Below are 24,242 nucleotides of genomic sequence, written 5' to 3'. Positions count from 1 at the left end.
ATGGGTGGATCAGTCATATCGGGCGGCCGCCCACGCCACGAGCAGGCCGGACGTGCCGTTCGCGGGCCGGTCCACTCTCTCGGCCGACACCGACGTGGGGCGCGGGCCCGAAGCCGGGTAGGCGCCATCCATGAACACGAGAACCCTCGACCCCGCGAAGGTCGCCCCCGCCCTGAACGCCGCTTCCGGATGGTGGCTGACCACCTTGGGCCGTATCGAAAGGACCACAGCGGCCGACCCGGCGATCCGCGTCCTGCAACGGGGGATCCGCTCGCTGCCGCTGGGCGGCGTGAGGGACCTGCTGAAGGGCAGGCCGCTGGGCCATCCCCTCCACCCCGTCCTCGTCCAGGTGCCCATCGGATGCTGGCTCTCCGCCGCCGTACTGGACGCCGTACCGGGCGAGCGCCGTGCGGCCACGACCCTGACGGCGGTCGGCCTCCTGGGTGTGGCCCCCGCCGCGATCGCCGGCTGGGCGGACTGGGCCGATCAGCCGCCCGAGCAGGCCCGGGTCGGCCTCGCCCACGCCGCCTCCAACGCGGCCGCCGTCAGCTGCTACGCCGTCTCCCTGGCGGCACGCCTGGGCGGACGCCCGGTGAAGGGCAGGATGTGGGCATGGGCCGGGCTGGCGGCGGTGGCCGTCACCGGGGCCCTGGGCGGCCACATCGCCTACCGGCAGGACACCGACTAGCCTGGTCCGTCCCTTCCGGACCTTGCCGGCCGGCCCGCGTCGTCCCCCCGGACGGAGTCCGGGGGGACGAGCTGTGGGCGCGGGCCCGGCCGGATCCGGAAGGGGCGGTCCGGAGGCCGCTCAGCGGCCCCAGCGCAGGGCCGGCGTCTGTACCGGCGCGTCCCACAGCCGCAGGAGTTCCTCGTCGGCCCGGCACAGGGTCACCGAACACCCCGCCATGTCCAGCGAGGTGACGTAGTTCCCGACGAGGGTCCGCACCACCGGTACGCCACGGTCCGCGAGCACCCGCGCCACCTCGGCGTGGAAGCCGTACAGCTCCAGCAGCGGCGTCGCGCCCATCCCGTTCACCAGGGCCAGGACCGGACCGTCCGCGGGGCCCACGCCGGCCAGGTCGTCCAGTACGGCGCCGACGGCGAACTCCGCGATCTCGCGGGCGGACATCATCGGGCGCCGCTCGCGGCCGGGCTCGCCGTGGATGCCGATGCCGAGTTCGAGTTCGCCGTCCGGCAGGTCGAAGGTGGGGCTGCCCTTGGCGGGTGTGGTGCAGGCGCTCAGGGCCACGCCGAAGCTGCGGGAGGCCGCGTTGACCTGCCGGGCCACCGCCGCGACCTGGTCCAGCGGGGCGCCCTCCTCGGCGGCGGCCCCGGCGATCTTCTCGACGAAGAGGGTGGCTCCGGTGCCGCGCCGGCCGGCCGTGTAGAGGCTGTCGGTGACGGCCACGTCGTCGTCGACGAGCACGCGCTCGACCCGGATGCCGTCCTCCTCGGCGAGTTCGGCGGCCATGTCGAAGTTCAGTACGTCGCCGGTGTAGTTCTTGACGATGAACAGCACCCCCCGGCCGGAGTCCACGGCCTTGGCAGCCCGCACGACCTGGTCGGGCACGGGGGAGGTGAACACCTCGCCAGGACAGGCGGCGGACAGCATTCCGGGGCCTACGAAGCCGGCGTGCAGGGGCTCGTGACCGGACCCGCCGCCGGACACCAGGCCGACCCGCCCGCCCTCGCGCGCACCCTTGCGCACCACGACCCGGGCCTGCGGATCCACGTCAAGGTCCGGGTGGGCGGCGGCCAGGCCGCGCAGGGCGTCGGCGACCACGGTCTGGGGGCTGTTGATCAGCATTCTCACGCGTATCTCCCGGTGGGGTTGACAGGTGGCTCTCTGCGCAGACTCTCCGCGCGGCGTTCTTGCGGGTCGCAAGAGACCGGTTCGGCTGTCGGTCCCGGCGGCCCCGTCTCCTCCATGCGACCTCCGGCACCACCTGCCGGAGGCGATGACGACTCGTCAGCCGACGGGCGCCGCATGCGTGCCGCGCACTCCGACGTTAGGGGAGTGCGCCCCGCGGATGCAGGCAGACGAGCGTCCGGGCGTGGCAGTCGGGTCTTCGATGCCTGTGGTGCCCACCCGGCGGCGGACCGGACAGCGCGCTGCCGGGAGCCGGGGAAGCCCGGAAGGCTGGCGCCGGCGTGAGTGCTCGGCGGCGCCGCGCCTGGCCGCGGCGCGGCGTGCGGCCAGGCGCGGCCCAGGTGTGCGAGTGTCCGCACGCCCCGGCCGGTGCGGGGACGGCGGTGTCAGCCTCCTGCCGCCCCGCCGCGCACGGCGGTGACCAGCCAGGAACTGCTGCGCAGCCATACCCCGCCGTCCGCCTCGTGGCGCCGCAGGGCGGCCGTCAGCGCCTGACGCGCCGCGTCCTGCTCGGGCGCGGTCACCTGGTCGAGCAGGTGCCGGCCGGGGCCGGAGTCCAGCAGGAACGCCGCGGCGTCCGCAGCGTCGGCGCCCCACTTGCCCACCGCCTCGACCCGCTGCACCTCCACCCCGCTGAACCCGCCCGCGGTGACCAGTGCGCGGATGCGGCCGGGATCGGTGAGCGAGAACATGCCCGGACCGCCGGCCTTCCCGAAGCCGCCGAGCGGCAGGACGTCCCCCAGCGAGGCCAGCGCGGCGAGCCACTCGTTGGCCTCGGCCTCGGCCGCGCAGATGAAGGCCAGCCGGCCGCCGGGGCGCAGCGCGCGGTGGAGGTTGGCGAACGCGGAGACCGGGTCGGTGAAGAAGGTCATGCCGTACCGGCTGATGACCGCATCGAATGCCTCGGCGTCCAGGGGGTGGACCTGGGCGTCGCCCTGCACGAAGGCCACGTTCTCGACCCCTTCGCGTACGGCGCTCTCCCGGGCCCTGGCCAGCATCGGCCCCGACAGGTCCAGGCCGAGTGCCCGGCCGCGTGCGGCGCGCCGGGCCGCGAGGCGGGTGGTGCGGCCGGCTCCGCAGCCGACGTCCAGGACGGTGTCGCGGTCGAGGACGGCCGCGGCGTCCAGCAGGGGCTGGTTGAAGCCGTCGTTGACGGCGTCCCAGCGCTCCTGGCTGCGGGCCCACTGCGCGCCCTCGTATCCGTTCCACGCCTCGGCCTGCGCGGTGTTGGCGAAGTGCCCCATGGGTGAACTCCCTCCCGCCGGGGCGCGGAGAGGGCCCCGGCCCTAGAATGGGCAAGTGCCCAAACAGTATGGGCGAACGCCCATACTTGCAATCGGCCGAAGGGAAGGAACTGTCGTGTCACCTCGTGGAGTGGCGATTCCGGATTTGCGCGAGCGGTTGTTCGCGGCCGCGGAACGGGTGGTGGCCCGCGACGGCGCCGCGGCCCTGACCAGCCGGGCGGTCACCGCGGAGGCGGACTGCGCGAAGGGCGTCCTGCACGCGCACTTCGCCGGCCTGGACGAGTTCGTCGCCGAACTGGTCCTCGACCGCTTCGCGCGCAGCGCCCGCCAGGCCGAGGGCCTGCAGGCCGAAGTGGGGCAGGGCACGGTCGCGGAGAACCTCCAGGAGGTCGTCCTGGCCCTGTTGGACTCGCTGCCGCCTGCGGTGGTGGGCCTGGCGATGACCCGCCCCGCGGCCGCGTCGCACACCCGCGAGGGCTTCCGGTCCGGCGCGCCGGCCTTCGACGCGATCCAGCACGCCGTCACCGCCTACCTCCAGGCGGAACAGCGCGCCGGCCGGATCCCCGCGGGCAGCGATGCCGAAGCCATCGCGCTCGCGCTCGTCGGCACGACCCACCATCTGCTGATGACCCGCAGCCCCGGGCAGACCGCCGACGCCGAGGAGACGACGCGGCGGCTGCTGGTCGTCCTCCTCGGCGGCTGAGCCCGCCACCGGCGTGCGGTTGCGGCCGGAGCCGGCGTCGGTGCCGCACCAGTGGCCCCTGCCGGGTCCACTCCGGCAGAGGCGCGGCGGTGCGGGCTGCGGGTCAGTGTCCGGTGTTCGCGTGGCCCGGCCGGTGGACCGTCGTCCAGGTGCGGCCGCCGTCCGTGGACTCGTGAACGGCATCGGCGCTGTCGGCGGCCAGCAGGCGGTCGGGCCCGACCGCGGTCAGTACGGCCCCCTGGGCGCCGCCGGGAAGCCGCCCCTGTTCGCTCCAGGAGTTCCCGTCGCCACCGGCGAGGACCCTGCCGTCCACCGCCAGGGCGAACAGCCTGCCGGGAGCCGGCTGCTCCACGGCGGCCACGGCCGGCGCGCCGGGAACCGGCCGGAACGTGGCACCGCCGTCGGTGCTGTGCAGCAGCCCGCCGGACCCGGCCGCCCACACCTCATGCGGCGTCCCCGCGTGGGCGGCGAGGTCACCGGCCCGGATCTTCGCGCGCCGCTCCCAGGTGGCGCCGCCGTCCGTGCTGGCCCAGACCTTGGAGGTCTGGCTGTCGAGGCCGTAGAGGAGCGGGCCGGCCTGCTGGAGCGAGTGGAAGTCGGCTTCGCCCGCGGCCGAGACGGTGGACCAGGTGCCCCCGGCGTCGGTGCTGCGGATCAGGCCCAGGTGGGGGGAGGTCGCGGCGGGGTCGTCGGGGGAGGGATGGCCGCTGGCGAGGAAGGTACGCGGGCCGGTGACGGTGAAGCCCATCGTGTCCTGGCGGCGGTCGGCGATCCGGACGGCGCCGGCCGGGGTGAGGCGGAAGACGCCGAGGTGCCCGGCTGCGTAGAGCGTGCCGTCGGCCGGGTCGACACCGAGACCGTGCAGGTGCCCGGTTCCCGGGTCGGCGTCGCTGCCGGAGCCGGCCTTGCCGGGTGCGGGGCGGGTGTCGGCGGTCGAGCAGGCGGTCAGCAGCAGGCCGGCGGCCGCGGCGGCTGCCGTGAACGCGACGGTGCGCGAATGGAGGGTCATGGGTGGGTCCAGAACGCTTGAAGGGGAGGAAGGGGCCGTCCGACCCGGGGGCGGGCGGCCGTCGCGGCCGTCCGCCCCCGGGTACCGCTGATGCGGCTCAGCTCTGTCCGAGGAGGGCCTTCATCCGGGCGATCTCCGCGCTCTGGGAGGTGATGATCTGTCCTGCCATGTCCTCGGCGCCCTGGTGCGTGCCGTCGGCCTGCTCGGTTTTGGCCATGGTCACGGCGCCTTCGTGGTGCTTGACCATCATGGTCAGGAAGGCCGTGTCGAAGGCCTTGCCCGAGGCCGAGTGGAGCTGCTTCATCTCCTCGGCCGTCATCATCCCGGACATGTCGTGGCCCTCGTGGCCCGCGGGGCCGGAGCCCCCGGCCGGGACCTGCTCGCCCCAGGCGGTCAGCCAGCCGGAGAGGGTCTTGATCTCCGGGTCCTGGGCCTTCTTGATCTCCTCGGCCAGCTTCTTCACCTCGGCCGATTCTGCGCGCGTCGCGGCGAGGTCGGCCATGTCGACGGCCTGGCGGTGGTGGGGGATCATCCCCTGTGCGAACGCGACGTCGGCGCCGTTGTGGTCGCCCTGCTGCGCGGGCGCCGACGCGGACGGGGAGGCGGCGTCGAGCCCGTTGTGGGCTGCGCCGCCGCGGTCGTCGCCGTCGGCGCCGCAGGCGGCGAGGACGACAGCGGCGCTGGCGGCCGCGGCCACGGCGGTGGCGCGGCGGATCAGGGAACGCGTGGTGATCATGTGGAACTCCTGCGGGAGGGCACGCGGGCGTCTCGCGGGCGTGCGGGGAGGACGGGCCGGAGGCTCGCCGGCCGCTCGGGGCCGGGCGGCCGGGGCGGCCCTATATGCGCAGGAGTTGCAGCTCGCTCAGTGACGGCGGTGCCCGCCCGCAGGCGGCGGCGCCGGGAACGACCCCGTGTGCCGGGACCGCCTCGGCTTCGGTGCTGCCGGGCAGGACCGCGGGCGCCGACAGCACCGGCGCGCCGGCTGTGCCCGTTGCGGCACAGGTCCCGTCGGCGTGCTCGGCGTGCCCGCCGCCTTCGCCGCCGGCCGGATCACCGGCGTGGACGCATCCGTCCGGGCATGCGGCATCGGAGGCCGCCGACCGTTCGGCGTGCCTCGTGGTCGCCGCGTGGTGGGAAGCGGTCGCCGCGTGCGCGGCGGCCGGCAGGGGGGCGGGCCCCAGACCGTGCATGGCCACCAGCCCCGCCAGTACGGCCAGGACGAGGAGCACGCGGGAGCGCAGCCCCAAGGGCTGCACCGCGCGCACGACCTGACCGTTCATGCCCGCATCGTAAGCGGCCCACTCCGCGGGTGGCGAGGCGAGGGTCGCAGCGGACCAGCTCGCACCGTGATACCCGCGGGGGTGTTCCGGGTGCCCGGGCGGGGCCGCCTGTCGTGCAGAGCGCCGCCGGGCACCGCCGGCTGGACGCCGCCGTATCCGTCGGGGCCCGTTCCGGTTTTCCGGGTTGGCGCGCCGCCGCGCACAGCGATCCGAAAACCCCCCTTGCAGATACCCCCAGGGGGTATACAGTGATGGAGTGGGCCCGCGGGGGCGGGATCGCACTGACGGTATGGGAGATGACGGTCATGGATCACGGCGCACACCACACGACCACCGCACACGACCACGACGCGCACCAGGCGCACGCGGGTCACGCAGGGCACGCGGGTCACGAGGGTCACGCAGGGCACCGGACGGGCGGCGTGACCTGGGGGGCCGCGGCGAAGGCGACGCTGCACTGCCTGACCGGGTGCGCCATCGGCGAGATCCTCGGCATGGTCATCGGCACCGCCCTGATGTGGGGCAACGTCCAGACGATGATCCTCGCGATCACGCTCGCGTTCGTCTTCGGCTACTCCTTCACCCTGTTCGCGGTCCGCAGGGCCGGCCTCGACTGGAAGAGCGCGATCAAGGTCGCCCTGGCCGCCGACACCGTCTCGATCGCCGTCATGGAGCTCGTCGACAACAGCATCATCGCCCTCACCCCCGGCGCCATGGACGCCCACCTCTCGGACGGACTGTTCTGGGGAGCGCTGCTCGGCGGCTTCGCCGTCGCATTCCTCGTCACGACGCCGGTGAACAAGTGGATGATCGGCCGCGGCAAGGGCCACGCCGTCGTCCACGCCTACCACTGACCTGGCAGGCCGGCAGTCCGCACCGCCCCTTGCGTCCGGCCGTGGCGCAAGGGGCGGGGCGCGGCCCCGGGATGTCGTCGCCAGGGCTGCGTCAGCTGTCGGCGGTGGCGAAGAGGGGTGCCTCCTCGGGGCTCATGTCCAGACGCAGCCGTTTGTACCGCACCGGGTGGCGGTGGACGCCGCCGCGGTCGACGGCGGTGTCGGCGCTGATCTCGGCGACGAGGTCGGGGTGGACCAGCGTCACGTCGAGCGTCGCGCGGCTGCCCCACGCCGAGGCGAAACGCATCCCCGTCCAGGGGTGTGTCCGGTCCGCGGGGGTGAGGTTCTCCGCGACCAGGCGGGCGGCTTCGGGGCGCAGCGGGGCGGTGCGGCCGGTGGGAAGGAGGGTGCCGTGGGGGTCGCGGCGGCCCAGCAGGAGGAGCTGGGGTCGGACCAGGGTGCCGGTGATCGCGCCGATGATCGCTTCGGTGGTGTCCCGGCGGCGGAGTTTGTACCAGCCCCTGTGCCCGGGGAGGTACGGCTGGTTCATGGGTTTGACCACGAGGCCTTCGATGCCGGGGATCTGCGCCCGGGATTCCAGCCACTGCTCGGCCTTGAGGAGGTCCGTGGTCATGGGGACCAACGTCCAGGGAGCGGACAGCCGAAGGGTCGTGAAAAGGGCTTCCAGCCGAAGGCGGCGCTGCCGGTAGGGGTGCTGCAGCAGTTCGATGTCGTCCTGCTGCAGGATGTCGAAGGCGACGAAGTAGGCGGGCAGGGCCGCGGCGAGGCGGCGCGCGGCGGGGCCGCGGGCGGCGGTTCGGCGCTGGAGGCCCTCGAAGGACAGCCGGCCCGCGGCCGCGTCCCACGTGAGGAGTTCACCGTCGAGGACCAGGCCGTCCGGCAGCTGTTCGGCGGCGGAGACGAGGTCGGGGAACCGGTTCTGGACCCGGCGTCCGCGCCGGGTCTGCAGCACGAGGTCCTCTCCCGTCGCGGTGCGGGTGAAGAGCAGCGCACGGTAGCCGTCGAATTTCTGCTCGAAGGCCAGCTCGCCCAGCACCCCGGGTCCGGGTACCGCCTCCACGGCCTGGGCGAGCATCGGCTCCACCGGCGCCCGCAGGGTCATCCCGGGACCTGCCCTTCGCGTTCATGCCGAGGACAGGGCCTCGACCAGGTCGTCGCGGGTCATGTGGGAGCGGCCCGAGACGTTGGCGGCGGCGGCCTTCTTGTAGAGGTCCGCCTTCGACAGGCTGCCGAGGTCCTCCTTCGGCTTCGCCCGGACCCGCTTCTTCGCCGGAGCCTTCTTCGCGGCGGCCTTGCCGGAGGCGGTGGCCTTGCCGCCGTCGCCCTTCGGGCTGCGGGCGCGCTCCACGCTGGCGCGCAGGGCCTCCATGAGGTCGACGGCGCCGGTGGGCTCGGCGGCCGGCTCGGCCTTCTCGACCGTCTCGCCCGCCTTCTTGGCCTCGATGAGGGCGGCGACCTTCTCCTGGAAGGTGTCATGGAACTGCTCGGGGTCCCACTTCATGGCCAGGGCCTCGATGAGCTGCTCGGCCATCCGCACCTCCTTGGCGGTGCCCCGGGCCTTTCCCGGCAGGCCGTCGATCTGGTCCTCGGGGTTTCGGATCTCGTCGGCCCAGTGGAGGGTGTGCAACGTCAGCAGGCCGTCCTCGGCCTTCACCGCGACCAGGTACTCGTGCTGGCGCATCACGAACGTCGCGATGCCCGCCTTGCCGGTCCGGCTGAGGGCCTGCTCCAAGAGGCTGTAGACCTTTTCGTACTCCTTGCCGCGCGGGCCGAGGTAGTAGGTCTTGTCGAAGAAGATCGGCTCTACCTCGTCCAGGTCGACGAAACCGGCCATCTCCAGCGTCTGCGAGCGGCCCGGGGCGATCTCGTCGAGTTCCTTCGGCTCCACCAGGACGTATTCGCCTCCCGCGTCGTAGCCCTTGACGATGTCGGAGAGCCCGACCTCCTCACCGGTGCGCTCGTTCACCCTCCGGTTGCGGATCCGGTCGGAGGTCCCGCGCTGTAGCTGGTGGAAGCGGATTGTGTGGCTGTCGGTGGCCGTGTAGAGGCCCACCGGCAGGCTGACCAGCCCGAACGACAGGTTCCCGGCCCATACAGGACGAGCCACGCCGCCCACCTCCTTGCAGTCGGCCCCTCCCTTCCAGTCGACTGCTTCTACCCTCCGTTTCCCGCTGTAGTCGGTCCGGGCGCGACTACGGCGCCCGTTGTGGCCGGGCCCCGCCGTCGCCGCGTGCCACACGGGTGTGAGGCGGCCCGGCTCGGGCAGACGACCTGATCCGAGACGGACGCAGGTGGCCCGCCGCAGCCCTTCGGGTCCCCGCGCAGGCCGGTCCGCCGCCGGCGGGAGGGCGATGCGCATGGCTTCCCACGACCGACACCGCAACTACCCGAGCGGGCGCGCCGCCGATCGGCAGGCGCGCGCGGCCGCCGTGCGTTGGCGGCACGACGGCAGTGAACCCCGATGGGCCCGCAGCGATCTGAGGCTCCGCCACCTGCTCTCCCTGCTCTTCGCGCCGATCTTCGCGCTGGGCGGCGTCCTGCTGCTGCTCCTCGGAGCCGAAGCGGCCGCCACGGCCGGCCCGCCGCCGACCCTCTACACGGCCCTCGCCGTCTGCTGCTTCCTCCTGGCCCTCGTGGCACTGGTGGACCTGTACGTCATCAGGCGCAGGAGGCGCGAACAACAACGCTGGTACCGCTCCTCCTCCTGACGGGGGGCTGGTTGCGGGCAGCGGGATCAGGTGTCCGTGATGGAGAGCAGGACTTCGGCCGCCCTCGCCGCCCCGGTCGACGAGTCGAGGGCCCGGCCGCGCGGAGGGCGGCCGTCGCCGGGCGCCCGCGTGGAGCCACGCGCCACCGTCGAGGGCCGACGCCTCGTCGAGGACGGCCGGCCGCTGCTCCGGCTGGGCCACCGGTCGCGCACCACGGCCGACCCGGCGGCGCGCGGCCGCGCACTCCGCGACGGCGTTCTGGCCGCCGCGGGTGACGAACGACCGCGGCTCGCCGGGTGTCGGCCGTCACCGAGCCGCGTCGGCGTCAGGAGGACATGGCCTCCAGAAGGTCGCCGACCTGCGGGTTGGGGAGGGCGCGGGCCACGTCCGCCTGGGCCACGATCCCGATCAGGGTGTGACCGTCGATGACCGGCAGCCGGCGTACCTTGTGCTCGGTCATGGTGCGCAGGATCTCCTCCGCCTCGTCGTCGGCTCCGATGGTGACGGCTTCCCCTTGCGCCAAGTCGCCGGCGCTGGTCCGGGCCGGGTCCTTTCCCGCGCCGAGTACCTTCACCACGATGTCGCGGTCGGTCAGCATGCCCTTCAGCTTGTTGTCGTCCCCGCAGATGGGGAGTGCGCCGACTCCGTGGGCGGCCATCTTCTTGGCTGCCTCCAGCATGTTCTCCTGCGCGTCGACGCAGGTGGCGTCCGGAGTCATGATCTCGCGTGCGGTGGTCATGGTGCTTCCTCTCGCTTGCCCGTTCTCGCTTGTCTCGCACGGCGCCTGCCCGGGCCGTCCCCGTTTACGCCCGCAGGCCCGGCCTTGCGCGGGGCTGCCCCAGGGGTGCGCGCGTTGCGGACCCGACTCGTGTGGCCGGGGCCCGGATGACCCAGACTGGAAGAGACCGGGCGGAGAACGAAGACGAGAGGCGGCGGCTCCCATGCCCCCCACGGCGCTCATCGTGATCGACATGCTCAACACCTACGAGCACAAGGACGCCGAAACCCTCGTCACATCCGTCCGTGGGGTGCTCCCCGGCATCACGACCTTGCTGGAGCACGCCCGCGCCAGCGATTCGCCCGTCGTCTACGTGAACGACAACTTCGGACAATGGCGCTCCCACCACGGCGAAATCGTCGACGCGGCCCTCGCCGGCCGCCACAGGAGCCTCGTGGAGCCGATCGCCCCCGACAAGAACTCGCTCTTCGTGGTCAAGGCGCGGCACTCGATCTTCTTCGAAACCCCGCTGGCCTACCTGCTGGGCCAGCTCGAGGCGGAGCGCCTGGTCCTGTGCGGCCAGGTGACCGAGCAGTGCGTGCTGTACTCGGCGCTGGACGCGCACATCCGGCACTTCGACGTCGTCGTGCCGCAGGACGCCGTGGCCCACATCGACGGCGATCTGGCCGAGGCGGCCCTTCGGATGATGAGCCGCAACATGTCCGCCGACGTCTGCCTGGTCGAAGACGTCGCATTCGACGGCTGACCGGCCGGCGACGATCACGGGGCGCCGTGACATGAGTGGCGCCGTCTTGGACAGCCGCAGGGCATGAAGCACACGGCGAAGACATATCGAGGCGGCGAGCCCGAGCGGGCCGACGAGAGCCGACAGGCCGTTCCGGCCGCCGCCGGCCCTGACGAGAAGGTCGAGGAGCGGCAGCCGGACCGGTTGTCCGCTCTGCCCCGCCAGTCCTGGAAGGAGGTGGTGCGCGGCACCCTGAGGGAGTTCAAGGACGACGAGCTGGCCGACCGTGCGGCGGCGCTGACCTACTACGGTGTGCTGGCGCTCTTCCCCGCCCTGCTGGTGCTGGTCTCCATGCTGGGCATCGCGGGTGACGCGACGACGCAGCGGGTGCTGGACAACCTGCGCACTCTCGCACCGGGCTCGGCACGCGAGGTGATCACCAGCGCGGTGCAGCAGTTGCAGGGCAATGCGGGTGTCGGCTCCCTCGTGGCGATCGTGGGGCTGGTCGTCGCGGTGTGGTCGGCCTCCGGCTACATCGCCGCGTTCATCCGTACCTCGAACGCCGTCTACGACATACCCGAAGGCCGCCCCGTCTGGAAGGTGCTCCCGCTGCGCCTGGCGCTCACCGTCACGTTGATGGTCCTCGCCTGCGCCAGCGCCCTCATCGTCGTCTTCACCGGCGGCCTGGCCCGGCGCGCCGGCGCGGCCCTGGGCGTGGGCGACAGCGCCCTGACGGTGTGGTCCATCGCGAAGTGGCCGGTCCTCGTCCTCCTCGTCACGGTCATGATCGCGCTGCTGTACTGGGCGGCGCCGAACGCCAAGGGCCGTGGAATGAGGTGGGTGACGCCCGGCAGCTTCCTGGCCCTGCTGATCTGGATGATCGCCTCGGCCGGTTTCGCGTTCTACGTCGCGAACTTCGGCTCCTACAACAAGACGTACGGCACACTCGCCGGGGTGATCGTCTTCCTGGTCTGGCTGTGGATCACCAACCTCGCGATCCTCCTGGGCCTGGAGTTCGACGCCGAACTGGGTCGCCGACGGGCGATCGCCGGAGGGCTGCCCGAGGACCAGGAACCCTACGTCCGGCCCCGGGACACCCGGGCGTGGGACGACGCCGACCGGCGCCGCATGGAGCGATGAGCCGTATGGACCGACACCGGGGGAGACCACAGCGGGCCACGGGCCTGCGCCGACAGGACGGCCGACTCACCCGCCGGGCCGCGACAGCCGGTATCGCGGACGTGCCGCCGGCGGAACCGGTGTCCGACGTGGCCGCGCCCGTCCGGCCTCCGGCCGGGGCCGCATGCGCCAGTCTGGCCTCTCGGCTCGCCGCCGATCGGGTCCGCTGTGCGGCGCACCACCCGCACGACCCCTGCGACGTCGTCGCGGGCGCCGTCGCCGGCCCGGCCTGCCCCGCCCCGGTACACCGGACGCCCGTCGCGGCGGTACGGCGGCCGGTGTCCCTCCGCCCCACCGACCTGTTGCGCCGGACGCGGCCGCGCCGACGATGAACGCCGAACGCTCCGCCGCGCAGGCCGGCCGGGTGCCCGGCCGTGAGGCGGTGGCGGACCTGGCGCAGTGGGTGGGCATCGCGTCCGTCTCCTGCGATCCGGACCGCGCCGACGACGTGCGCAGGTCCGCCCGGTGGCTGGCGGACGCGTTTCGCCGCGCAGGGATCTCCCGGGCCGAGATCTGGGAGACGGAAGGCCTCCCGGCCGTCTACGGCTGCCGGCCGGCAGCCGATCCGGACGCGCCGGTCCTGCTCGTCTACAGCCACCACGACGTGCACGCCGCCGACCCCTCCGCATGGCGGGTCACCCCGCCCTTCTCACCTCTGCGGCACGGGGGCCGCCTGTACGGGCGGGGCGCCTCCGACGCCAAGGGGCAGGTCATGTGCCACCTGTGGGCCCTGAGCGAGCACCTCGCCGTACGCTGCGCCCCCGCACCGGCCGTCACCGTGAAGTACCTGGTCGAGGGGGAGGAGGAGATCGGCTCGGTGCACTTGGCCGAGCTGCTGTCGCAGCACGCCGAGGAGTTGGGCGCCGATGTGGTCATGGTCTCCGATTCCATGCTCTGGTCCCTGGACGAGCCGACGGTCTGCGGCGTGGTCCGGGGCTCCGTCACGGCGTCCCTCACCGTCCGCGGCGCCCGGCGCGACATCCACAGCGGGGCCGTGTCCGGCGCCGCCTCCAATGCCGCCTTCGAGCTGTGCAGGATCCTTGACCTGCTGACCGACGCGCAGGGCCGGGTCACCCTGCCGGCGTTCTACGACGCGGTGGCCGAGCCGGCCCCGTCCCTGCGCACGGCCCTGCACACGCTGCCGTTCGACCTGTCGGCGTGGCGGGCCGAGACCGGTACCTTCGCCGCCCCCGGCGAAGCGGGTTTCTCGGTGCCGGAGCGCCTGTGGACCCGTCCCTCGGTCGAGATCGCCCGCCTCACGGCCGGCCGTACGGGCGCTCCGGCGCTCGGGCTCATCCCGGCGGAGGCGAGCGCGGACCTGCTCTTCCGGCTCGTGCCCGACCAGCAGGCCGACCGGGTCGCCGACCAGCTCCGCACCTGGCTGGCGGAACACCGCCGACCGGGCTACAGCTACGACCTGGACGTCTCCCCGACCATCTCGGACCCCTATCGGACGCCGCCGGAGCATCCCGCCCTCGCCGCCCTGCACCGGGCCGTCGCTCACGCCCACGGCGCTCCGGCCCGGCCCATCGGCAACGGCGGGGCGGCCCCCGCCGCGCAGCTCGCCCGGGCCTGCGCCGCGCCCGTGCTCTTCTTCGGAACGGGCTTGCCGGGGGACCGCTGGCACGGCCCCGACGAGCGGGTGGAGCTCCGTGCGCTCAGCCTCGGAACCCAGGTGCTGGCCCGGTTCCTGGACGAACTGCCCCGGTCCGCCGGCGCTTGACGGCGCCGCACCGCGTCCGCACGCGTACGGCCTCAGCCCTCGACGCCGGTCGAGGTGTGGGCGGCGCCGACCGGCTTGGACTCCGGTGAGCCGCGCTGGCGCAGGTACACGGAGAGGATGACCATGGCCGCCACGGCCAGGAGCTCCGACTGCCAGTTCTGCAGGGTCCTGTTCCAGAAGTCGGGCGAGGCCAGGTAGCCGCCCCATCCGACGGGGTCCTGGAGCTGCCGCAGTTGCTGTTCGTCGTAGGCGGCCATACCCGTGATCGACTGCGCGGTCCAGGACAGGACGAACAGACCGCCCATCACCAGCCCCAGGGAACGTGCGTACACGCCCTGGCGCCAGTCCTTGGTGCCGGCCCAGCGCGGCGAGTCCGGCGTGGCGTGGTCGCCCATGCGCTGCTCGCGGTCGGACTCCGTACCGACCTTGTGGAGTTCCTTGGATTCGGGTGACCCGCGTTGGACGAGCCAGACGGTCCCGAAGATGTAGAGGGAGAACTGCAGGAACTCCGACTGCCAGTTCTCGGTGACGTCCACGGCGAAGTCCGACGACGTCACGTACTGGCCCAGAGAGAGCTGCTGGAGGCCATCGACGGTGAGCTGCTCGTTGAACTCGGCGTGTCCGGCCACTGCCTGGCCGACCAGGACGATGAGGAACGCGATGCCGAAGGCCAGCGTGAGGCTGTTGTCCCTCCAGAAGCTCCCCTGCCGCGGCCCGCTCCGTTCCTGTCGGTTCATCGGTGCATCGCCCCGATCGCGATGAAGTAGCCGAGCCCGCCCAGGATCACGATCAGGCAGGCGGCGAACAGGCCCCGCATCTCAGCCGCCCTTCAACGAACACCGGTAGGGCTGGTCGCCCTGCGGGGTGCAGCCGGCCGCGACCACCCGCCATCCGCCCGTGAACTGCGACAGGAACAGCGCGTCCCGCTCGGCGTGGACCAGGGCCATCCGCCCGTAGACCTCCGTCGTCCCGACCGCCGCGGACACCGGCAGCTCCTGACGCTCCAACGCCTGCGCGCACCTCTGCTGCTCGTCGTGCTCCAACTGGGTACGGGTCTGCGGGGCCAGCAGCTCGCACGCCGCAGCGAACTCGCGCAGGGCCAGGGCCCGCTCGAAGACGCGCGCCGCATCGCGTGCGCCGTCCACCCGCACCGCCGACGCCCCGCACCCCGTGAGGAGCGCCACGGCCACCACGGTCGGCACGCCGGCACCGATCACCATCCGAGCGGCCCGGAGAGCACCGGATCGGGGCCCGATGCCCCGCGACGCCACCGACCGGCGGCGCCCGGGAGGGCCCGTCCTGTGCTCGTCGCGCAGCGGCACGATCGCATCCATGTACGTCCTCCGGGCCCGGTGGGTGCCTGCCGCCGGGTCGGGGTGCGGCCGGCCTGCGGCCCATACTTGCCGGGCCGCGCCGTGGCGCGGGGGTACAGGGCCGTGGCCCCGGCCGATGCCACCCGAGTGGCCGGGCCCACGATCACGGCGGGTTCGAAGCAACCGTCACCTTCACCCGGGGAACCGGCCTGTGGAGCGCAGCTGCCAGCGGCGCTCGGCGTAGGCCAGGTCGTCCCGCCACAGCCGGGCCGCAGCAGTGCGCATCATCGGACGGAGGACCGGCGCGGCCCAGCGGGCGAACGCGAATCCCTGCCGGTCGGAAGCGGCCACCACGGCCTCGGTCACCGCCGTGCGCGGACGACCTCGCTCGTCCGGGCCGAGGGGGGTCGCGTGTGTTTCCACCACCGAGCCCACGCCTTCCCCCTCGGTGATGCGCATGACGACGGTACGCGGTTCAGGAGCGGTGAAGACCGCCCGCACCGGCACGACCAGTCGCCCGGCGACTTTGAAGGAGACGTCGACGGTGAAGCGGTCCTCGGTGTCGTGTCCGCCGGGCCGGCCGACGACCGTGAGATCGACGAAGGAGTACGGGTGGAACCAGGCCCCGTGCCATGGATCCAGGCGGTTGGCGACGACGTCCTCGGGTTCGCACAGCCCGGTGCCCTCGTACACCGCGGTCACCCCGCGCGTGAGAGCCGGCCGGGCCGGCACGACGGGGGCGGCCAAGGGCTCCTCCCCTCCTGCCTCGTCGAGCCGCACCCACAGCAGGATGCCGTCGTCGAAGGCCGGCAACGGCTCCCAGCCCGCGAACGACGAGCCGTCGAGGGCGAGCCCGTGCCAATGGCACACCAAAGTCCCGCACCGGACCGGGCTGTCCGCGAGGGGCGCCCCGAGGTGCGGGCACACACCGGGCCCCGCGTGGAGGCGGCCCTGTGCGCCGCGCCAGAGCACGACCTCGTGGCCGGCGACGGTGCGGGCCACGGGACGGTCCCCGCCCAGCGCGGAGGACACCCCCACGACGTACCAGTTCCCCGACGGCCGGTCCTGCGCCCGCTTCAGCGCTTCGGCGATCAGACCGGGCCGGGCGTCGCGCCAGGTCGGCTGCTGCCGTTCCCACGACACGGGCCGGCGGCGCAGGGAAAGGGGCAGACGGCCACGGCGTGCCGACCGTTCGGGGTTCACACGACCTCCTCGGGGACCGGCCGGGCCGGGCCGGCGGGCGGCGACGGCGGCGACGGGGGCGACGGCGGTGACGGGGTGGGTACGGGGCGGCGCCGACGGTGGCGCACCCTGATCGCCGCCACCCGCACCAGGGCCCCCGCCGCCACCGAGGCACGTCTGCGGCGCGACACCACCGCGCGCCGGTGCAACACGGCATGGCCGTCGCGCGCAACGGCGTCCAGGATGCCCCCGTACAGGACGTATGCGGTGCGGATGCAGGGCCGCGACACCGGATCGAGCATGGCGAGACCGGGCCGGGCCTGACGGTAGACGCCACGGGTGAGCGCCTCGAACTCCCGCAGGGCGGCCAGCACGCGCTGGTCCTGGCGGCCCGTCCTGCGGCACCAGTACAGCAGGTCCCGCTCGACGCCGTACCCGGCCAGCAGGTCCTCCGGCAGATATACCCGGCCGCGGTCGAGGTCTTCGCCGACGTCCCGCAGGAAGTTGGTGAGCTGGAAGGCCACTCCGAGGGCTGCCGCGTGCGGTTCGGCCTCCTCCCGCGGCACCACGGTGCCCAGCACCGGCAGCATCTGCAGGCCGATCACGGCCGCCGAGCCGTGCATGTAGCGGCGCAGGTCGGCATAGGTGGGGTAGGCCGTCACGACCAGGTCCGACCGCATGGCAGCCATGAAGTCCTGGAAGTGGCGGTGATCGATGGCATAGCGGCGCGCGGTGTCGGCCAAGGCCGCCACCACCGGCTCGCCGCCATCCCCTCGGCGCAACCCCTCGTCGAGCCGCCGCTCCAGCGCCGCCAGCCGTGCACCGCGCAGACCGTCGCCGGCGCCGGGAGCGGTGGAGTCGACGATGTCGTCGGCCCACCTCGCGAAGCCGTACAGGGCGTGCACGGCGGGCCTGCGTTCCACGGGCAGCAGCCGGGTGGCCAGGAAGTACGTCTTCCCGTGCGCCGCGTTCAGTGCGCGGCAGCGGCGGTACGCCGCCCGCAGTACCGGGTCGGTGATCCCCGCCGCGTCGAGCTCGCGCCGCGTCATCGGGCCGCCCTCGCGGAGCGTGCGGAGGCCCGCCGGGTGCCGCCCGTGATCCGGGCCGCCGCCAGTTTCCCCGACACCAAGGCGGTGGGCACGCCCACGCCGGGGGTGGTGCCGCAGCCGGCCAGGACGGCGTTCGCCGTGCCGCGCACCAGGTTGCGCGGCCGGAACGGCCCGGTCTGCAGGAAGGTGTGGGCGGCCGAGAAGGGGGTGCCCGCCGCGTGCCCCTGGGCGGCCCAGTCGGCCGGGGTGACGAGGCATTCGTCCTCGATGGCGTCCTCGATGCCGTCGAGGCCGCGCCGTGCCAGCTCGCGCAGCAGCTCGTCCCGGTAGCGGGAGCCGAGCTCGCCCCAGGCACTCCCGGCGGGGCCGATCTCGGTGTTCGGGCAGGGGGCGAGGATGTAGTGCAGATGCCGTCCGGGCGGGGCGAGAGAGGGGTCGGTGGCCGTCGGCCGGGTGATGAGGAGGGACGGATCGCTCATCAGCTCCCCCCGCCGGGTGAGTTCGTCGAACGTGTCCCGCCAGGCGCCACCGAACGAGATCGTGTGGTGGGCCAGTTGCGGCCACGTGCGGTCCGTGCCCGCGTGCAGCACGACGGCGGAGGGGGAGTGCCGCAGCCTCACCGGCCTGCGCGGCCGGCGGCCGAGGAGCCGGTAGGCGACGGGCAGGTCCGGTGTGAGGACCACCGCGTCGCAGGGGATGCGGTCCTGCGCGGTGAGGACGGCCGTGATCCGCCCGCCGGAGCGTTCCAGTCCGGTCACCGGCTCACCGAACCGCAGCGCGGCGCCCGCGTCGGCCGCGGCGTCCGCCATGGCCCGGGGCAGGGCGTGCATGCCGCCGCGCGGGAAGTACACGCCGGCCACCGTGTCCATGTAGGCGATGACGGCGTAGGCGGCGAGGGCTCGGGCCGGCGGCACGCCCGCGTACAGGGCCTGGAAGGAGAAGACCCGCTGGAGCCGCTCGTCCTTCAGAAAACCGGCGATGCGCCGGTCCAGCCGCCCGAAACCGCCGAGCGCCGCCAGCCGGGCGAGGTCACCGGTCAGCAGGTCCAGCGGCGAGTCGAAGTTCGCGTCGATGAAGCGGCGCATCTGCACCCGGTAGAGCTGCTCCAGCCATGCGCGCAGCCGCCGGTAGCCGGCCGCCTCACCGGCTCCGGCGAACCGCTCGACCGCGGCGGCCATCGCCTCGCCTTCGGTGTGCACGTCCAAAGTGCTGCCGTCCGCGAACGACGCCCGGTAGGCCGGGTGCAGCGGGATCAGCTCCACCCGCCGTTCCAGGCCGTCGCCGACCGCCGCGAAGGCCTCGTCGGCCAGGTCGGGCATGGTCAGCACGGTCGGGCCGGTGTCGATCCGGTAGCCGCCCCGCAGCAGGCGACCCGCCCGCCCGCCGGGCAGCGCGTCCCGTTCGACGACGGTGACCCGGCGCCCCGCGCCCAGCAGGTGCAGCGCGGCCGACAGGCCGGCCAGGCCCGCCCCCACGATCACCACATGGTCCGTGCGGCCGCTGACGGTACGGGTCATCGCCCGCCCTCCGGTGCGTCGCAGGCCGGGGCGGCGGACGCGGAACGCGCGCGGCCGGGCGGGTCGTCCACGGCGCGCGAAGCGGCCTGCGCGGTCAGCAGCCTGCGCAGTCGGGCCGCGGCCTCCGCGTCGAGGAGGGCGCCGTCGAAGTGACGCATCCCCTGCGCCGACAGACGCTCGATCTTCGCCTCGACCGCCGCTCGGGCACCCGTGCGAACCAGCACCTCCCGCACCTCGTCGAGACCGTCGCGCGAAAGGTCCGCGTTCCCCAGGGCCCCTTCCAGCACCTCCCTTGCCGGCCGGTCGGCCGCGGCCTCGGCGCGCGCGACCGCCAGCGCGGCCAGATACGTCGGCTTGCCTTCGCGGATGTCGCCTCCGCAGCTCTTGCCGGTGTGCCGCGGGTCGCCGAAGACGTCCTCGAGGTCGTCACGCAACTGGAAGGCCATGCCCACGCAGCGCCCGGCCGAGCACAGCGCCCGCATGGTCCGGCCGTCGGCGCCGGCCACCGCCGCCCCCAGCGCCAGGGGCCGCTCGACGGAGTACAGGGCGCTCTTGAGGTGGGCGGCGCGCAGCGCCTGCGCCGGGGAGCGCGACCCGGTCAGCTGGCCCCGCAGGTCGAGGAACTGACCTGCCACCATCTCGGTACGCATGTCGCTCCACACCTCGCGCACGGCGGTCGCCGTCCACGGGTCGAGCGCGGTGTCCGCCACGATGTCGTCCGCCCACACGAGGGCCAGGTCACCGGCCAGGACCGCGACCGCCTCGCCGAAACGGGCGGCGCGGGCCGGCGGAGCGGCACCGCTGCAGCTGTCCCGGACGTCGGCGTGGAGCGCCGGACGGCCGCGCCGAAGAGCCGATCCGTCCATCACGTCGTCGTGGACCAGGGCACAGGTCTGCAGCAGTTCGAGCGCCGCGCCGATGCGCAGGGCGGCCGCGGTCGTCGGCTCGTCACCCCCGCCGCAGGCGCGCATCGACCACCAGACGAACTGCGAGCGGGTGCGTTTGCCGCCCTCCCGGGTGAAGCGCGCGACGCGCTCGGCCAGTTCCCCGGCGAACTCGGCGTCCAGCACACCGGCCCGGGTGAGCCGGTCGGCGAGTACCCGCTCCAGCGCGTCCCCGATCGCGGACGGCACGTCCGCATCCACGGCCGCGGGGTCCACCACCCACGCGGCACCGTACCGGGTGTGGTCGGCTCCGGCGACCGCCCGACCGGCCTGGCGGCGCCCCGGAGCGGACCCCGAGAAGGCCACCAGGCGGGGGACGGGCGGCGGTGCGCCCGCGGGCTGGTCCTTGGCCTGGGTGCGGCGCATCCCGGTTCCTCTCGTCGTGGTCGTGGACCGTCGTGGTCTTCGACCGTCGTGGTGTCGACCGTCGTGGTGTCGACCGTCGTGGTGTCGATCGCTCGGCGCGTGTGTCTTCCGTCCCTTCCCGTGATACGGATGCGGTTCGGAGCGGATACCCGAACGCGCGGTAATGCCATCGTGCGGACGCACCTGACCAGGTGACCGCCGCACGAGAGCGCATCCGATTCCACTCCGCGGAGGGAAACCCGCGTGAACGCCGACCCGGAGATGGAGGCAACAGCCGTGCTGAAGGCGGACGTGGCGGTCATCGGGGCGGGCGCCGCCGGCCTGTCCCTGGCCCACCGGCTGAACGGACCCGGCGGCCCGGCCCCGTCCGTCATCCTCGTCGACGCCCCGCCCGGTCCGCTGCGCCCCGCCCCGCGCACCTGGTGCTTCTGGGAGTCCGGCCGCGGCCGCTTCGACGCCGCGGTGCGTTCGCAATGGCGACACCTGCGGGTACGGCCACCCGCCGGCGCCGCCATCGAGGGCGACATCACCCCGCTGCGGTACAAGATGATCCGCTCCGACGACTTCGAGGCACTGGTCGCGCACGACCTCGCCCACAGCCCCAACGTCCGGCGCCTGGAGGCGACCGTCGACACCGTGGAGGAGGCCCCGTCCGGCCCCCGGGTGTCGATGACCCGGCCCGACGGCACAAGCGATGTCCTCGAGGCCCGCTGGGTGTTCGACTCACGTCCGCTGGGAAGCCTCCCGGCCGCCCGCACCACCGTGCTGCAGCACTTCCACGGCTGGTTCGTCCGGACCGCCCGCCCCGTCTTCGACCGCGGGACCGCCGAACTGATGGACTTCCGGACACCACAGCCCGCCCACGGGCTCTCCTTCGGCTACGTCCTGCCCACCGGCCCGCGCGAAGCGCTCGTCGAGTACACCGAGTTCTCCCCGCACGTCCTGACGGAAACCGGCTACGAGGCCGCGCTGCGGCACTACGCCGCAGACGTCCTGGCCCTCGGCGACCTGGAGGTCCTCGCCACCGAGACCGGCCTGATCCCCATGACGGACGCCCCCCTGCCGCAACGCGTCGGCGCGTCGGTGTTCCGGATCGGCGCGGCCGGCGGCGCGACCCGCCCGTCCACCGGGTACACCTTCGCCGGACTCCAGCGCCAGACCCGGGCGGTCGCCACCGCACTGCGTCAGGGCCGCGACCCGGTGCCCCCGGCCGCCCATTCCGTCCGCTCCCGCACCATGGACGCGGTCTTGCTGCGGGCCCTGGACAGCGGCCGGGTCGACGGACCGGCCCTGTTCTGCCGCCTCTTCACCCGCGTCCCAGCGGCCCGGCTCCTGCGCTTCCTCGACGGCCGTACGAACCTGATCGAGGACCTGGCCGTCGGCAGACACGCCCCGGTCGGCCCCATGCTGCGCACCGCCGTCGAGCTGCCCCGCCTGCCGCGCCGCCCCTTCCCGTGACCCTCGACGCCGCCCTTGCCGTGCCCCCGCGACCGCGTCACCACCAGCCCCTGGAGACCGTATGACCCTGCTGCGCGACGAGGACCTCGCCGCCGCCTTCGACCACGCCTCCCGCACCTACGACGCCCTCGTCGCCGCGAACCCCGGCTACCACGCGCACCTGCGGCGCTCGGTCCGCCGCCTCGGCCTGCCCGCACCGGGGGAGGGGCTGCGGGTCCTGGACCTCGGCTGCGGCACCGGGGCCTCGACGGCCGCGATCCGTTCAGTCCTTCCCGCCGCGGACATCACCGCCGTCGACGCGTCCGCCGGCATGCTCGCGAAAGCCGCCGCCAAGCCGTGGGCGGACGGCGTGCGCTTCGTCCACGCACCGGCCGAGCACCTGACGACGGCCGCGGGCGTGCACGGACCGTTCGACGCGGTGTTCGCCGCCTACCTCTTCCGCAACCTCACCGATCCCGACGCCGTCCTCAGCACCGTCCGCAGCACCCTGCGACCGGGCGGGCGGCTCGCCGTACACGAGTACAGCCTCAGCGGCCGACGCACCGACCGTGCCGTGTGGACCCTGGTGTGCCGCGGCATCGTCCAGCCCGCCGCCACCCTGCTGGGTGACGGACCCCTCTACCGCCATCTGTGGCGCAGCGTCGTCCACTTCGACCCGGCCGACCGGTTCGCCGCCCGCCTCCACGAAGCCGGCTTCGCCAAGGTCCGCGCCCTGCCTCTGCCGGGCTGGCAGACCGGCATCACCCACACCTTCGTCGCCGTACGCCCGGAGGACCCCCGATGACCGCCCCGGCGCCGACGACCGCCCCCGCCCACCGGCCCGCTGCCGCACGCCGCGGCAGGGACCGACGAGCACGCGTCCTGCCCGCCCGCCCAGGAGCCCGCCACGCGGCGGGCCGCCACACGGCAGCCGTCATCGGCGGCGGGATCGCCGGCCTCGCCGCCGCGACCGCGCTGGCCGAACGGGGCGTACAGGTGACGCTGTACGAGCGCGAGCCCTACCTCGGCGGCCGCGCGGGCGGCTGGCCGACCCGCTTGCGCGACGGCAGCACCGTGACGATGAGCCGCGGCTTCCACGCCTTCTTCCGGCAGTACTACAACCTGCGCGGCCTGCTCCGCCGAACCGACCCCGCACTGGCCGCCCTCACCGGACTCCCCGACTACCCGCTGCTGCACGCGGACGGCCTCCGCGACAGCTTCCGGCACGTGCCGCGGACCCCGCCGTGGAGCGCACTGGGCTTCGTCGCCCTCAGCCCCACCTTCCGCCTGCGGGACCTGCGCGCCATGAAACCGGCCCCGGCCCTGCCGCTGCTCGACATCCGCGTGCCGGATGTGTACCACCGGCTCGACGACACCAGTGCCTACGACTTCCTCGAGGCCATCGGCTTCCCGGCGCAGGCGCGGCACCTGGCCTTCGAAGTCTTCTCCCGGAGCTTCTTCGCCGACCCGCGGCAGCTGTCGGCAGCCGAGATGGCCCTCATGTTCCACATCTACTTCCTGGGCTCCGCCGAAGGCCTGCTGTTCGACGTGCCCCGCTCGCCCTACCCGGCGGCGCTGTGGCAGCCCCTGGCCTCCTACCTCGACCGGCACCGCGCCGAGGTACGCACCGCCAGCACCGTCGAACACGTCGAACCCACCCCTGCCGGCCTGTTCGAGGTGACCGGGGACGGCACAACGCGCCGGTACGACGCCGTGGTCCTCGCCCTGGACGCCGCGGGCCTGCGGTCCCTGGTGGCCCGCTCCGACCGGCTGGGCGACCGGACCTGGCGGGAGCGCGTGGCGCACCTGCGCTCGGCCCCGCCCTTCCTCGTCACCCGGCTCTGGCTCGACCGATCCGTCGACCCCGACCGTCCCGGATTCCTGGGCACCAGCGGATTCGGCGGCCTCGACAACATCAGCGTCCTGAACCGCTGGGAGGACGAGGCGGCCCGCTGGGCGGCACGCACGGGCGGATCCGTCGTGGAACTCCACGCCTACGCCGCCGATGCGCGCGTCCCGCGGACCGTCCAGGAGCAGCAGCTCATCCAGCAGCTCCACCGCGTGTATCCGGAAACCCGCGAGGCCGAGGTCGTCGACGTCCGGCACGAATGGCGGGAGGACTGCCCGCTCTTCCCCGTCGGCGGCTACGCCGACCGACCCACCGTCCGCACCCCCGACCCCGGGCTGGTCGTCGCCGGCGACGTCGTGCGTACGGACCTTCCGGTCGCGCTGATGGAACGGGCGGCCACGACCGGCTTCCAAGCCGCGAATGCGCTGCTCGAACGCTGGGGCCTCCACGGGCAGACCCTGTGGACGGTGCCGGACCGCGGTCGCGTCCCCGTGCTGCGGAAGGCGGCCGCCTGGGCGGGACACCGAGCCACGTGATGCTCCGGGCACGGCC

The 24,242-nt window shown here is 73.9% G+C and carries 24 protein-coding genes; 10 read left to right on the top strand and 14 right to left on the bottom strand.

The features are described from left to right. Positions 1 to 130 precede the first annotated feature (130 nt). Positions 131 to 688, top strand: coding sequence for a DUF2231 domain-containing protein (locus AVW11_RS10100; protein WP_051699956.1), 558 nt, complete (start codon positions 131 to 133; stop codon positions 686 to 688). Between the two features lie 120 nt (positions 689 to 808). Here the strand turns inward: AVW11_RS10100 and dhaK are convergent, their stop codons facing one another. Together dhaK and AVW11_RS10090 are read right to left on the bottom strand one after the other, a co-directional pair. After that, entirely contained in the window at positions 809 to 1,813 is a 1,005-nt protein-coding gene (gene dhaK, locus AVW11_RS10095; protein WP_076043800.1) for a dihydroxyacetone kinase subunit DhaK, read from the bottom strand. 443 nt (positions 1,814 to 2,256) lie between these two features. After that, a complete protein-coding gene (locus AVW11_RS10090; protein ID WP_076043799.1) occupies positions 2,257 to 3,114 on the bottom strand; it encodes a class I SAM-dependent methyltransferase in 858 nt (285 codons plus the stop codon). A gap of 115 nt (positions 3,115 to 3,229) precedes the next feature. On the opposite strand from AVW11_RS10090, the gene AVW11_RS10085 reads away from it, so the two are divergent. Continuing rightward, the gene (locus AVW11_RS10085; RefSeq protein WP_076043798.1) at positions 3,230 to 3,817 is read left to right on the top strand and encodes a TetR family transcriptional regulator; all 588 of its coding nucleotides are present in this window, start codon (positions 3,230 to 3,232) and stop codon (positions 3,815 to 3,817) included. 103 nt (positions 3,818 to 3,920) lie between these two features. Here the strand turns inward: AVW11_RS10085 and AVW11_RS10080 are convergent, their stop codons facing one another. The 3 genes from AVW11_RS10080 to AVW11_RS10070 all read right to left on the bottom strand — a co-directional run bounded on the left by AVW11_RS10080 (position 3,921) and on the right by AVW11_RS10070 (position 6,106). Beyond that, positions 3,921 to 4,826, bottom strand: a complete 906-nt coding sequence (locus tag AVW11_RS10080) for a F510_1955 family glycosylhydrolase (RefSeq protein ID WP_076043797.1) — start codon at positions 4,824 to 4,826, stop codon at positions 3,921 to 3,923. A 97-nt stretch (positions 4,827 to 4,923) separates the two neighbouring features. After that, positions 4,924 to 5,562: a DUF305 domain-containing protein gene (locus AVW11_RS10075; RefSeq protein WP_076043796.1), complete on the bottom strand. Its 639-nt coding sequence runs from the start codon at positions 5,560 to 5,562 to the stop codon at positions 4,924 to 4,926. Between the two features lie 100 nt (positions 5,563 to 5,662). Further along, on the bottom strand, positions 5,663 to 6,106 hold the full coding sequence (locus AVW11_RS10070; protein WP_076043795.1) for a DUF6153 family protein: 444 nt from the start codon (positions 6,104 to 6,106) through the stop codon (positions 5,663 to 5,665). 305 nt (positions 6,107 to 6,411) lie between these two features. On the opposite strand from AVW11_RS10070, the gene AVW11_RS10065 reads away from it, so the two are divergent. Beyond that, positions 6,412 to 6,960, top strand: a complete 549-nt coding sequence (locus AVW11_RS10065; RefSeq protein ID WP_107423257.1) for a DUF4396 domain-containing protein — start codon at positions 6,412 to 6,414, stop codon at positions 6,958 to 6,960. 91 nt (positions 6,961 to 7,051) lie between these two features. On the opposite strand, the gene AVW11_RS10060 is transcribed toward AVW11_RS10065, so the two are convergent. Next, the gene (locus AVW11_RS10060; RefSeq protein WP_076043794.1) at positions 7,052 to 8,062 is read right to left on the bottom strand and encodes an ATP-dependent DNA ligase; all 1,011 of its coding nucleotides are present in this window, start codon (positions 8,060 to 8,062) and stop codon (positions 7,052 to 7,054) included. Between the two features lie 21 nt (positions 8,063 to 8,083). Beyond that, positions 8,084 to 9,067: a non-homologous end joining protein Ku gene (ku, locus tag AVW11_RS10055; RefSeq protein WP_076043793.1), complete on the bottom strand. Its 984-nt coding sequence runs from the start codon at positions 9,065 to 9,067 to the stop codon at positions 8,084 to 8,086. Positions 9,068 to 9,317: 250 nt separating this feature from the next. Between ku and AVW11_RS10050 the strand changes: the two genes are divergently transcribed. Further along, on the top strand, positions 9,318 to 9,668 hold the full coding sequence (locus tag AVW11_RS10050) for a DUF6343 family protein (RefSeq protein WP_143568827.1): 351 nt from the start codon (positions 9,318 to 9,320) through the stop codon (positions 9,666 to 9,668). A gap of 325 nt (positions 9,669 to 9,993) precedes the next feature. Here AVW11_RS10050 and AVW11_RS10045 read toward each other — a convergent pair whose 3' ends face one another. Beyond that, the gene (locus AVW11_RS10045; RefSeq protein WP_030844830.1) at positions 9,994 to 10,407 is read right to left on the bottom strand and encodes a CBS domain-containing protein; all 414 of its coding nucleotides are present in this window, start codon (positions 10,405 to 10,407) and stop codon (positions 9,994 to 9,996) included. 202 nt (positions 10,408 to 10,609) lie between these two features. Between AVW11_RS10045 and AVW11_RS10040 the strand changes: the two genes are divergently transcribed. The 3 genes from AVW11_RS10040 (at position 10,610) to AVW11_RS10030 (ending at position 14,033) form a co-directional block, all read left to right on the top strand. Then, complete coding sequence (locus tag AVW11_RS10040) at positions 10,610 to 11,152, top strand: cysteine hydrolase family protein (RefSeq protein WP_076043792.1); 543 nt, start codon at positions 10,610 to 10,612, stop codon at positions 11,150 to 11,152. A 63-nt stretch (positions 11,153 to 11,215) separates the two neighbouring features. Next, on the top strand, positions 11,216 to 12,271 hold the full coding sequence (locus tag AVW11_RS10035) for a YihY/virulence factor BrkB family protein (protein WP_030844834.1): 1,056 nt from the start codon (positions 11,216 to 11,218) through the stop codon (positions 12,269 to 12,271). A 367-nt stretch (positions 12,272 to 12,638) separates the two neighbouring features. Next, on the top strand, positions 12,639 to 14,033 hold the full coding sequence (locus AVW11_RS10030; protein WP_076043791.1) for a M20/M25/M40 family metallo-hydrolase: 1,395 nt from the start codon (positions 12,639 to 12,641) through the stop codon (positions 14,031 to 14,033). 32 nt (positions 14,034 to 14,065) lie between these two features. Here the strand turns inward: AVW11_RS10030 and AVW11_RS10025 are convergent, their stop codons facing one another. From AVW11_RS10025 to AVW11_RS10000, 6 genes are all read right to left on the bottom strand, one after another. Beyond that, positions 14,066 to 14,770, bottom strand: coding sequence for a DUF6766 family protein (locus tag AVW11_RS10025; RefSeq protein ID WP_060178700.1), 705 nt, complete (start codon positions 14,768 to 14,770; stop codon positions 14,066 to 14,068). 81 nt (positions 14,771 to 14,851) lie between these two features. After that, positions 14,852 to 15,253: a hypothetical protein gene (locus AVW11_RS10020; RefSeq protein ID WP_076043820.1), complete on the bottom strand. Its 402-nt coding sequence runs from the start codon at positions 15,251 to 15,253 to the stop codon at positions 14,852 to 14,854. A 285-nt stretch (positions 15,254 to 15,538) separates the two neighbouring features. Then, positions 15,539 to 16,549 (bottom strand): DUF5914 domain-containing protein, encoded by a 1,011-nt coding sequence (locus AVW11_RS10015; RefSeq protein ID WP_076043790.1) that lies wholly within the window; start codon positions 16,547 to 16,549, stop codon positions 15,539 to 15,541. Continuing rightward, positions 16,546 to 17,577, bottom strand: a complete 1,032-nt coding sequence (locus AVW11_RS10010) for a phytoene/squalene synthase family protein (RefSeq protein ID WP_076043789.1) — start codon at positions 17,575 to 17,577, stop codon at positions 16,546 to 16,548. The genes AVW11_RS10015 and AVW11_RS10010 overlap by 4 nt, the downstream gene beginning before the upstream one ends. Continuing rightward, on the bottom strand, positions 17,574 to 19,094 hold the full coding sequence (gene crtI / locus AVW11_RS10005) for a phytoene desaturase family protein (RefSeq protein WP_076043788.1): 1,521 nt from the start codon (positions 19,092 to 19,094) through the stop codon (positions 17,574 to 17,576). The genes AVW11_RS10010 and crtI overlap by 4 nt, the downstream gene beginning before the upstream one ends. Further along, the gene (locus AVW11_RS10000; RefSeq protein WP_079070618.1) at positions 19,091 to 20,404 is read right to left on the bottom strand and encodes a polyprenyl synthetase family protein; all 1,314 of its coding nucleotides are present in this window, start codon (positions 20,402 to 20,404) and stop codon (positions 19,091 to 19,093) included. Before AVW11_RS10000 ends, crtI begins: the two co-directional genes overlap by 4 nt. A gap of 276 nt (positions 20,405 to 20,680) precedes the next feature. Between AVW11_RS10000 and AVW11_RS09995 the strand changes: the two genes are divergently transcribed. The 3 genes from AVW11_RS09995 (at position 20,681) to AVW11_RS09985 (ending at position 24,226) form a co-directional block, all read left to right on the top strand. After that, positions 20,681 to 21,862 (top strand): lycopene cyclase family protein, encoded by a 1,182-nt coding sequence (locus tag AVW11_RS09995; RefSeq protein WP_076043819.1) that lies wholly within the window; start codon positions 20,681 to 20,683, stop codon positions 21,860 to 21,862. A 61-nt stretch (positions 21,863 to 21,923) separates the two neighbouring features. Further along, positions 21,924 to 22,646 carry a class I SAM-dependent methyltransferase gene (locus AVW11_RS09990; protein ID WP_076043787.1) on the top strand — a complete coding sequence of 241 codons (723 nt, stop codon included), beginning with the start codon at positions 21,924 to 21,926 and terminating at the stop codon, positions 22,644 to 22,646. Then, entirely contained in the window at positions 22,643 to 24,226 is a 1,584-nt protein-coding gene (locus AVW11_RS09985; protein WP_079250572.1) for an FAD-dependent oxidoreductase, read from the top strand. Before AVW11_RS09990 ends, AVW11_RS09985 begins: the two co-directional genes overlap by 4 nt. Positions 24,227 to 24,242 lie beyond the last annotated feature (16 nt).

This window comes from Streptomyces amritsarensis, assembly GCF_001953875.1.
Classification (GTDB): Bacteria; Actinomycetota; Actinomycetes; order Streptomycetales; family Streptomycetaceae; genus Streptomyces; species Streptomyces amritsarensis.
Note: the sequence above shows the minus strand (reverse complement) of the source record. Positions and strands in the feature narration are given on the sequence as shown.

What these genes read in the sequence shown, in the direction of transcription:
- AVW11_RS10100 (WP_051699956.1), top strand. Translation starts at nt 131, where the DNA reads ATGAACACGAGAACCCTCGACCCCGCGAAGGTCGCCCCCGCCCTGAAC.
- AVW11_RS10090 (WP_076043799.1), bottom strand. Translation starts at nt 3,114, where the DNA reads ATGGGGCACTTCGCCAACACCGCGCAGGCCGAGGCGTGGAACGGATAC.
- AVW11_RS10080 (WP_076043797.1), bottom strand. Translation starts at nt 4,826, where the DNA reads ATGACCCTCCATTCGCGCACCGTCGCGTTCACGGCAGCCGCCGCGGCC.
- AVW11_RS10075 (WP_076043796.1), bottom strand. Translation starts at nt 5,562, where the DNA reads ATGATCACCACGCGTTCCCTGATCCGCCGCGCCACCGCCGTGGCCGCG.
- AVW11_RS10070 (WP_076043795.1), bottom strand. Translation starts at nt 6,106, where the DNA reads ATGAACGGTCAGGTCGTGCGCGCGGTGCAGCCCTTGGGGCTGCGCTCC.
- AVW11_RS10065 (WP_107423257.1), top strand. Translation starts at nt 6,412, where the DNA reads ATGGATCACGGCGCACACCACACGACCACCGCACACGACCACGACGCG.
- AVW11_RS10060 (WP_076043794.1), bottom strand. Translation starts at nt 8,062, where the DNA reads ATGACCCTGCGGGCGCCGGTGGAGCCGATGCTCGCCCAGGCCGTGGAG.
- AVW11_RS10050 (WP_143568827.1), top strand. Translation starts at nt 9,318, where the DNA reads ATGGCTTCCCACGACCGACACCGCAACTACCCGAGCGGGCGCGCCGCC.
- AVW11_RS10045 (WP_030844830.1), bottom strand. Translation starts at nt 10,407, where the DNA reads ATGACCACCGCACGCGAGATCATGACTCCGGACGCCACCTGCGTCGAC.
- AVW11_RS10040 (WP_076043792.1), top strand. Translation starts at nt 10,610, where the DNA reads ATGCCCCCCACGGCGCTCATCGTGATCGACATGCTCAACACCTACGAG.
- AVW11_RS10035 (WP_030844834.1), top strand. Translation starts at nt 11,216, where the DNA reads ATGAAGCACACGGCGAAGACATATCGAGGCGGCGAGCCCGAGCGGGCC.
- AVW11_RS10030 (WP_076043791.1), top strand. Translation starts at nt 12,639, where the DNA reads ATGAACGCCGAACGCTCCGCCGCGCAGGCCGGCCGGGTGCCCGGCCGT.
- AVW11_RS10025 (WP_060178700.1), bottom strand. Translation starts at nt 14,770, where the DNA reads ATGAACCGACAGGAACGGAGCGGGCCGCGGCAGGGGAGCTTCTGGAGG.
- AVW11_RS10020 (WP_076043820.1), bottom strand. Translation starts at nt 15,253, where the DNA reads ATGGTGATCGGTGCCGGCGTGCCGACCGTGGTGGCCGTGGCGCTCCTC.
- AVW11_RS10010 (WP_076043789.1), bottom strand. Translation starts at nt 17,577, where the DNA reads ATGACGCGGCGCGAGCTCGACGCGGCGGGGATCACCGACCCGGTACTG.
- crtI (WP_076043788.1), bottom strand. Translation starts at nt 19,094, where the DNA reads ATGACCCGTACCGTCAGCGGCCGCACGGACCATGTGGTGATCGTGGGG.
- AVW11_RS10000 (WP_079070618.1), bottom strand. Translation starts at nt 20,404, where the DNA reads ATGCGCCGCACCCAGGCCAAGGACCAGCCCGCGGGCGCACCGCCGCCC.
- AVW11_RS09990 (WP_076043787.1), top strand. Translation starts at nt 21,924, where the DNA reads ATGACCCTGCTGCGCGACGAGGACCTCGCCGCCGCCTTCGACCACGCC.
- AVW11_RS09985 (WP_079250572.1), top strand. Translation starts at nt 22,643, where the DNA reads ATGACCGCCCCGGCGCCGACGACCGCCCCCGCCCACCGGCCCGCTGCC.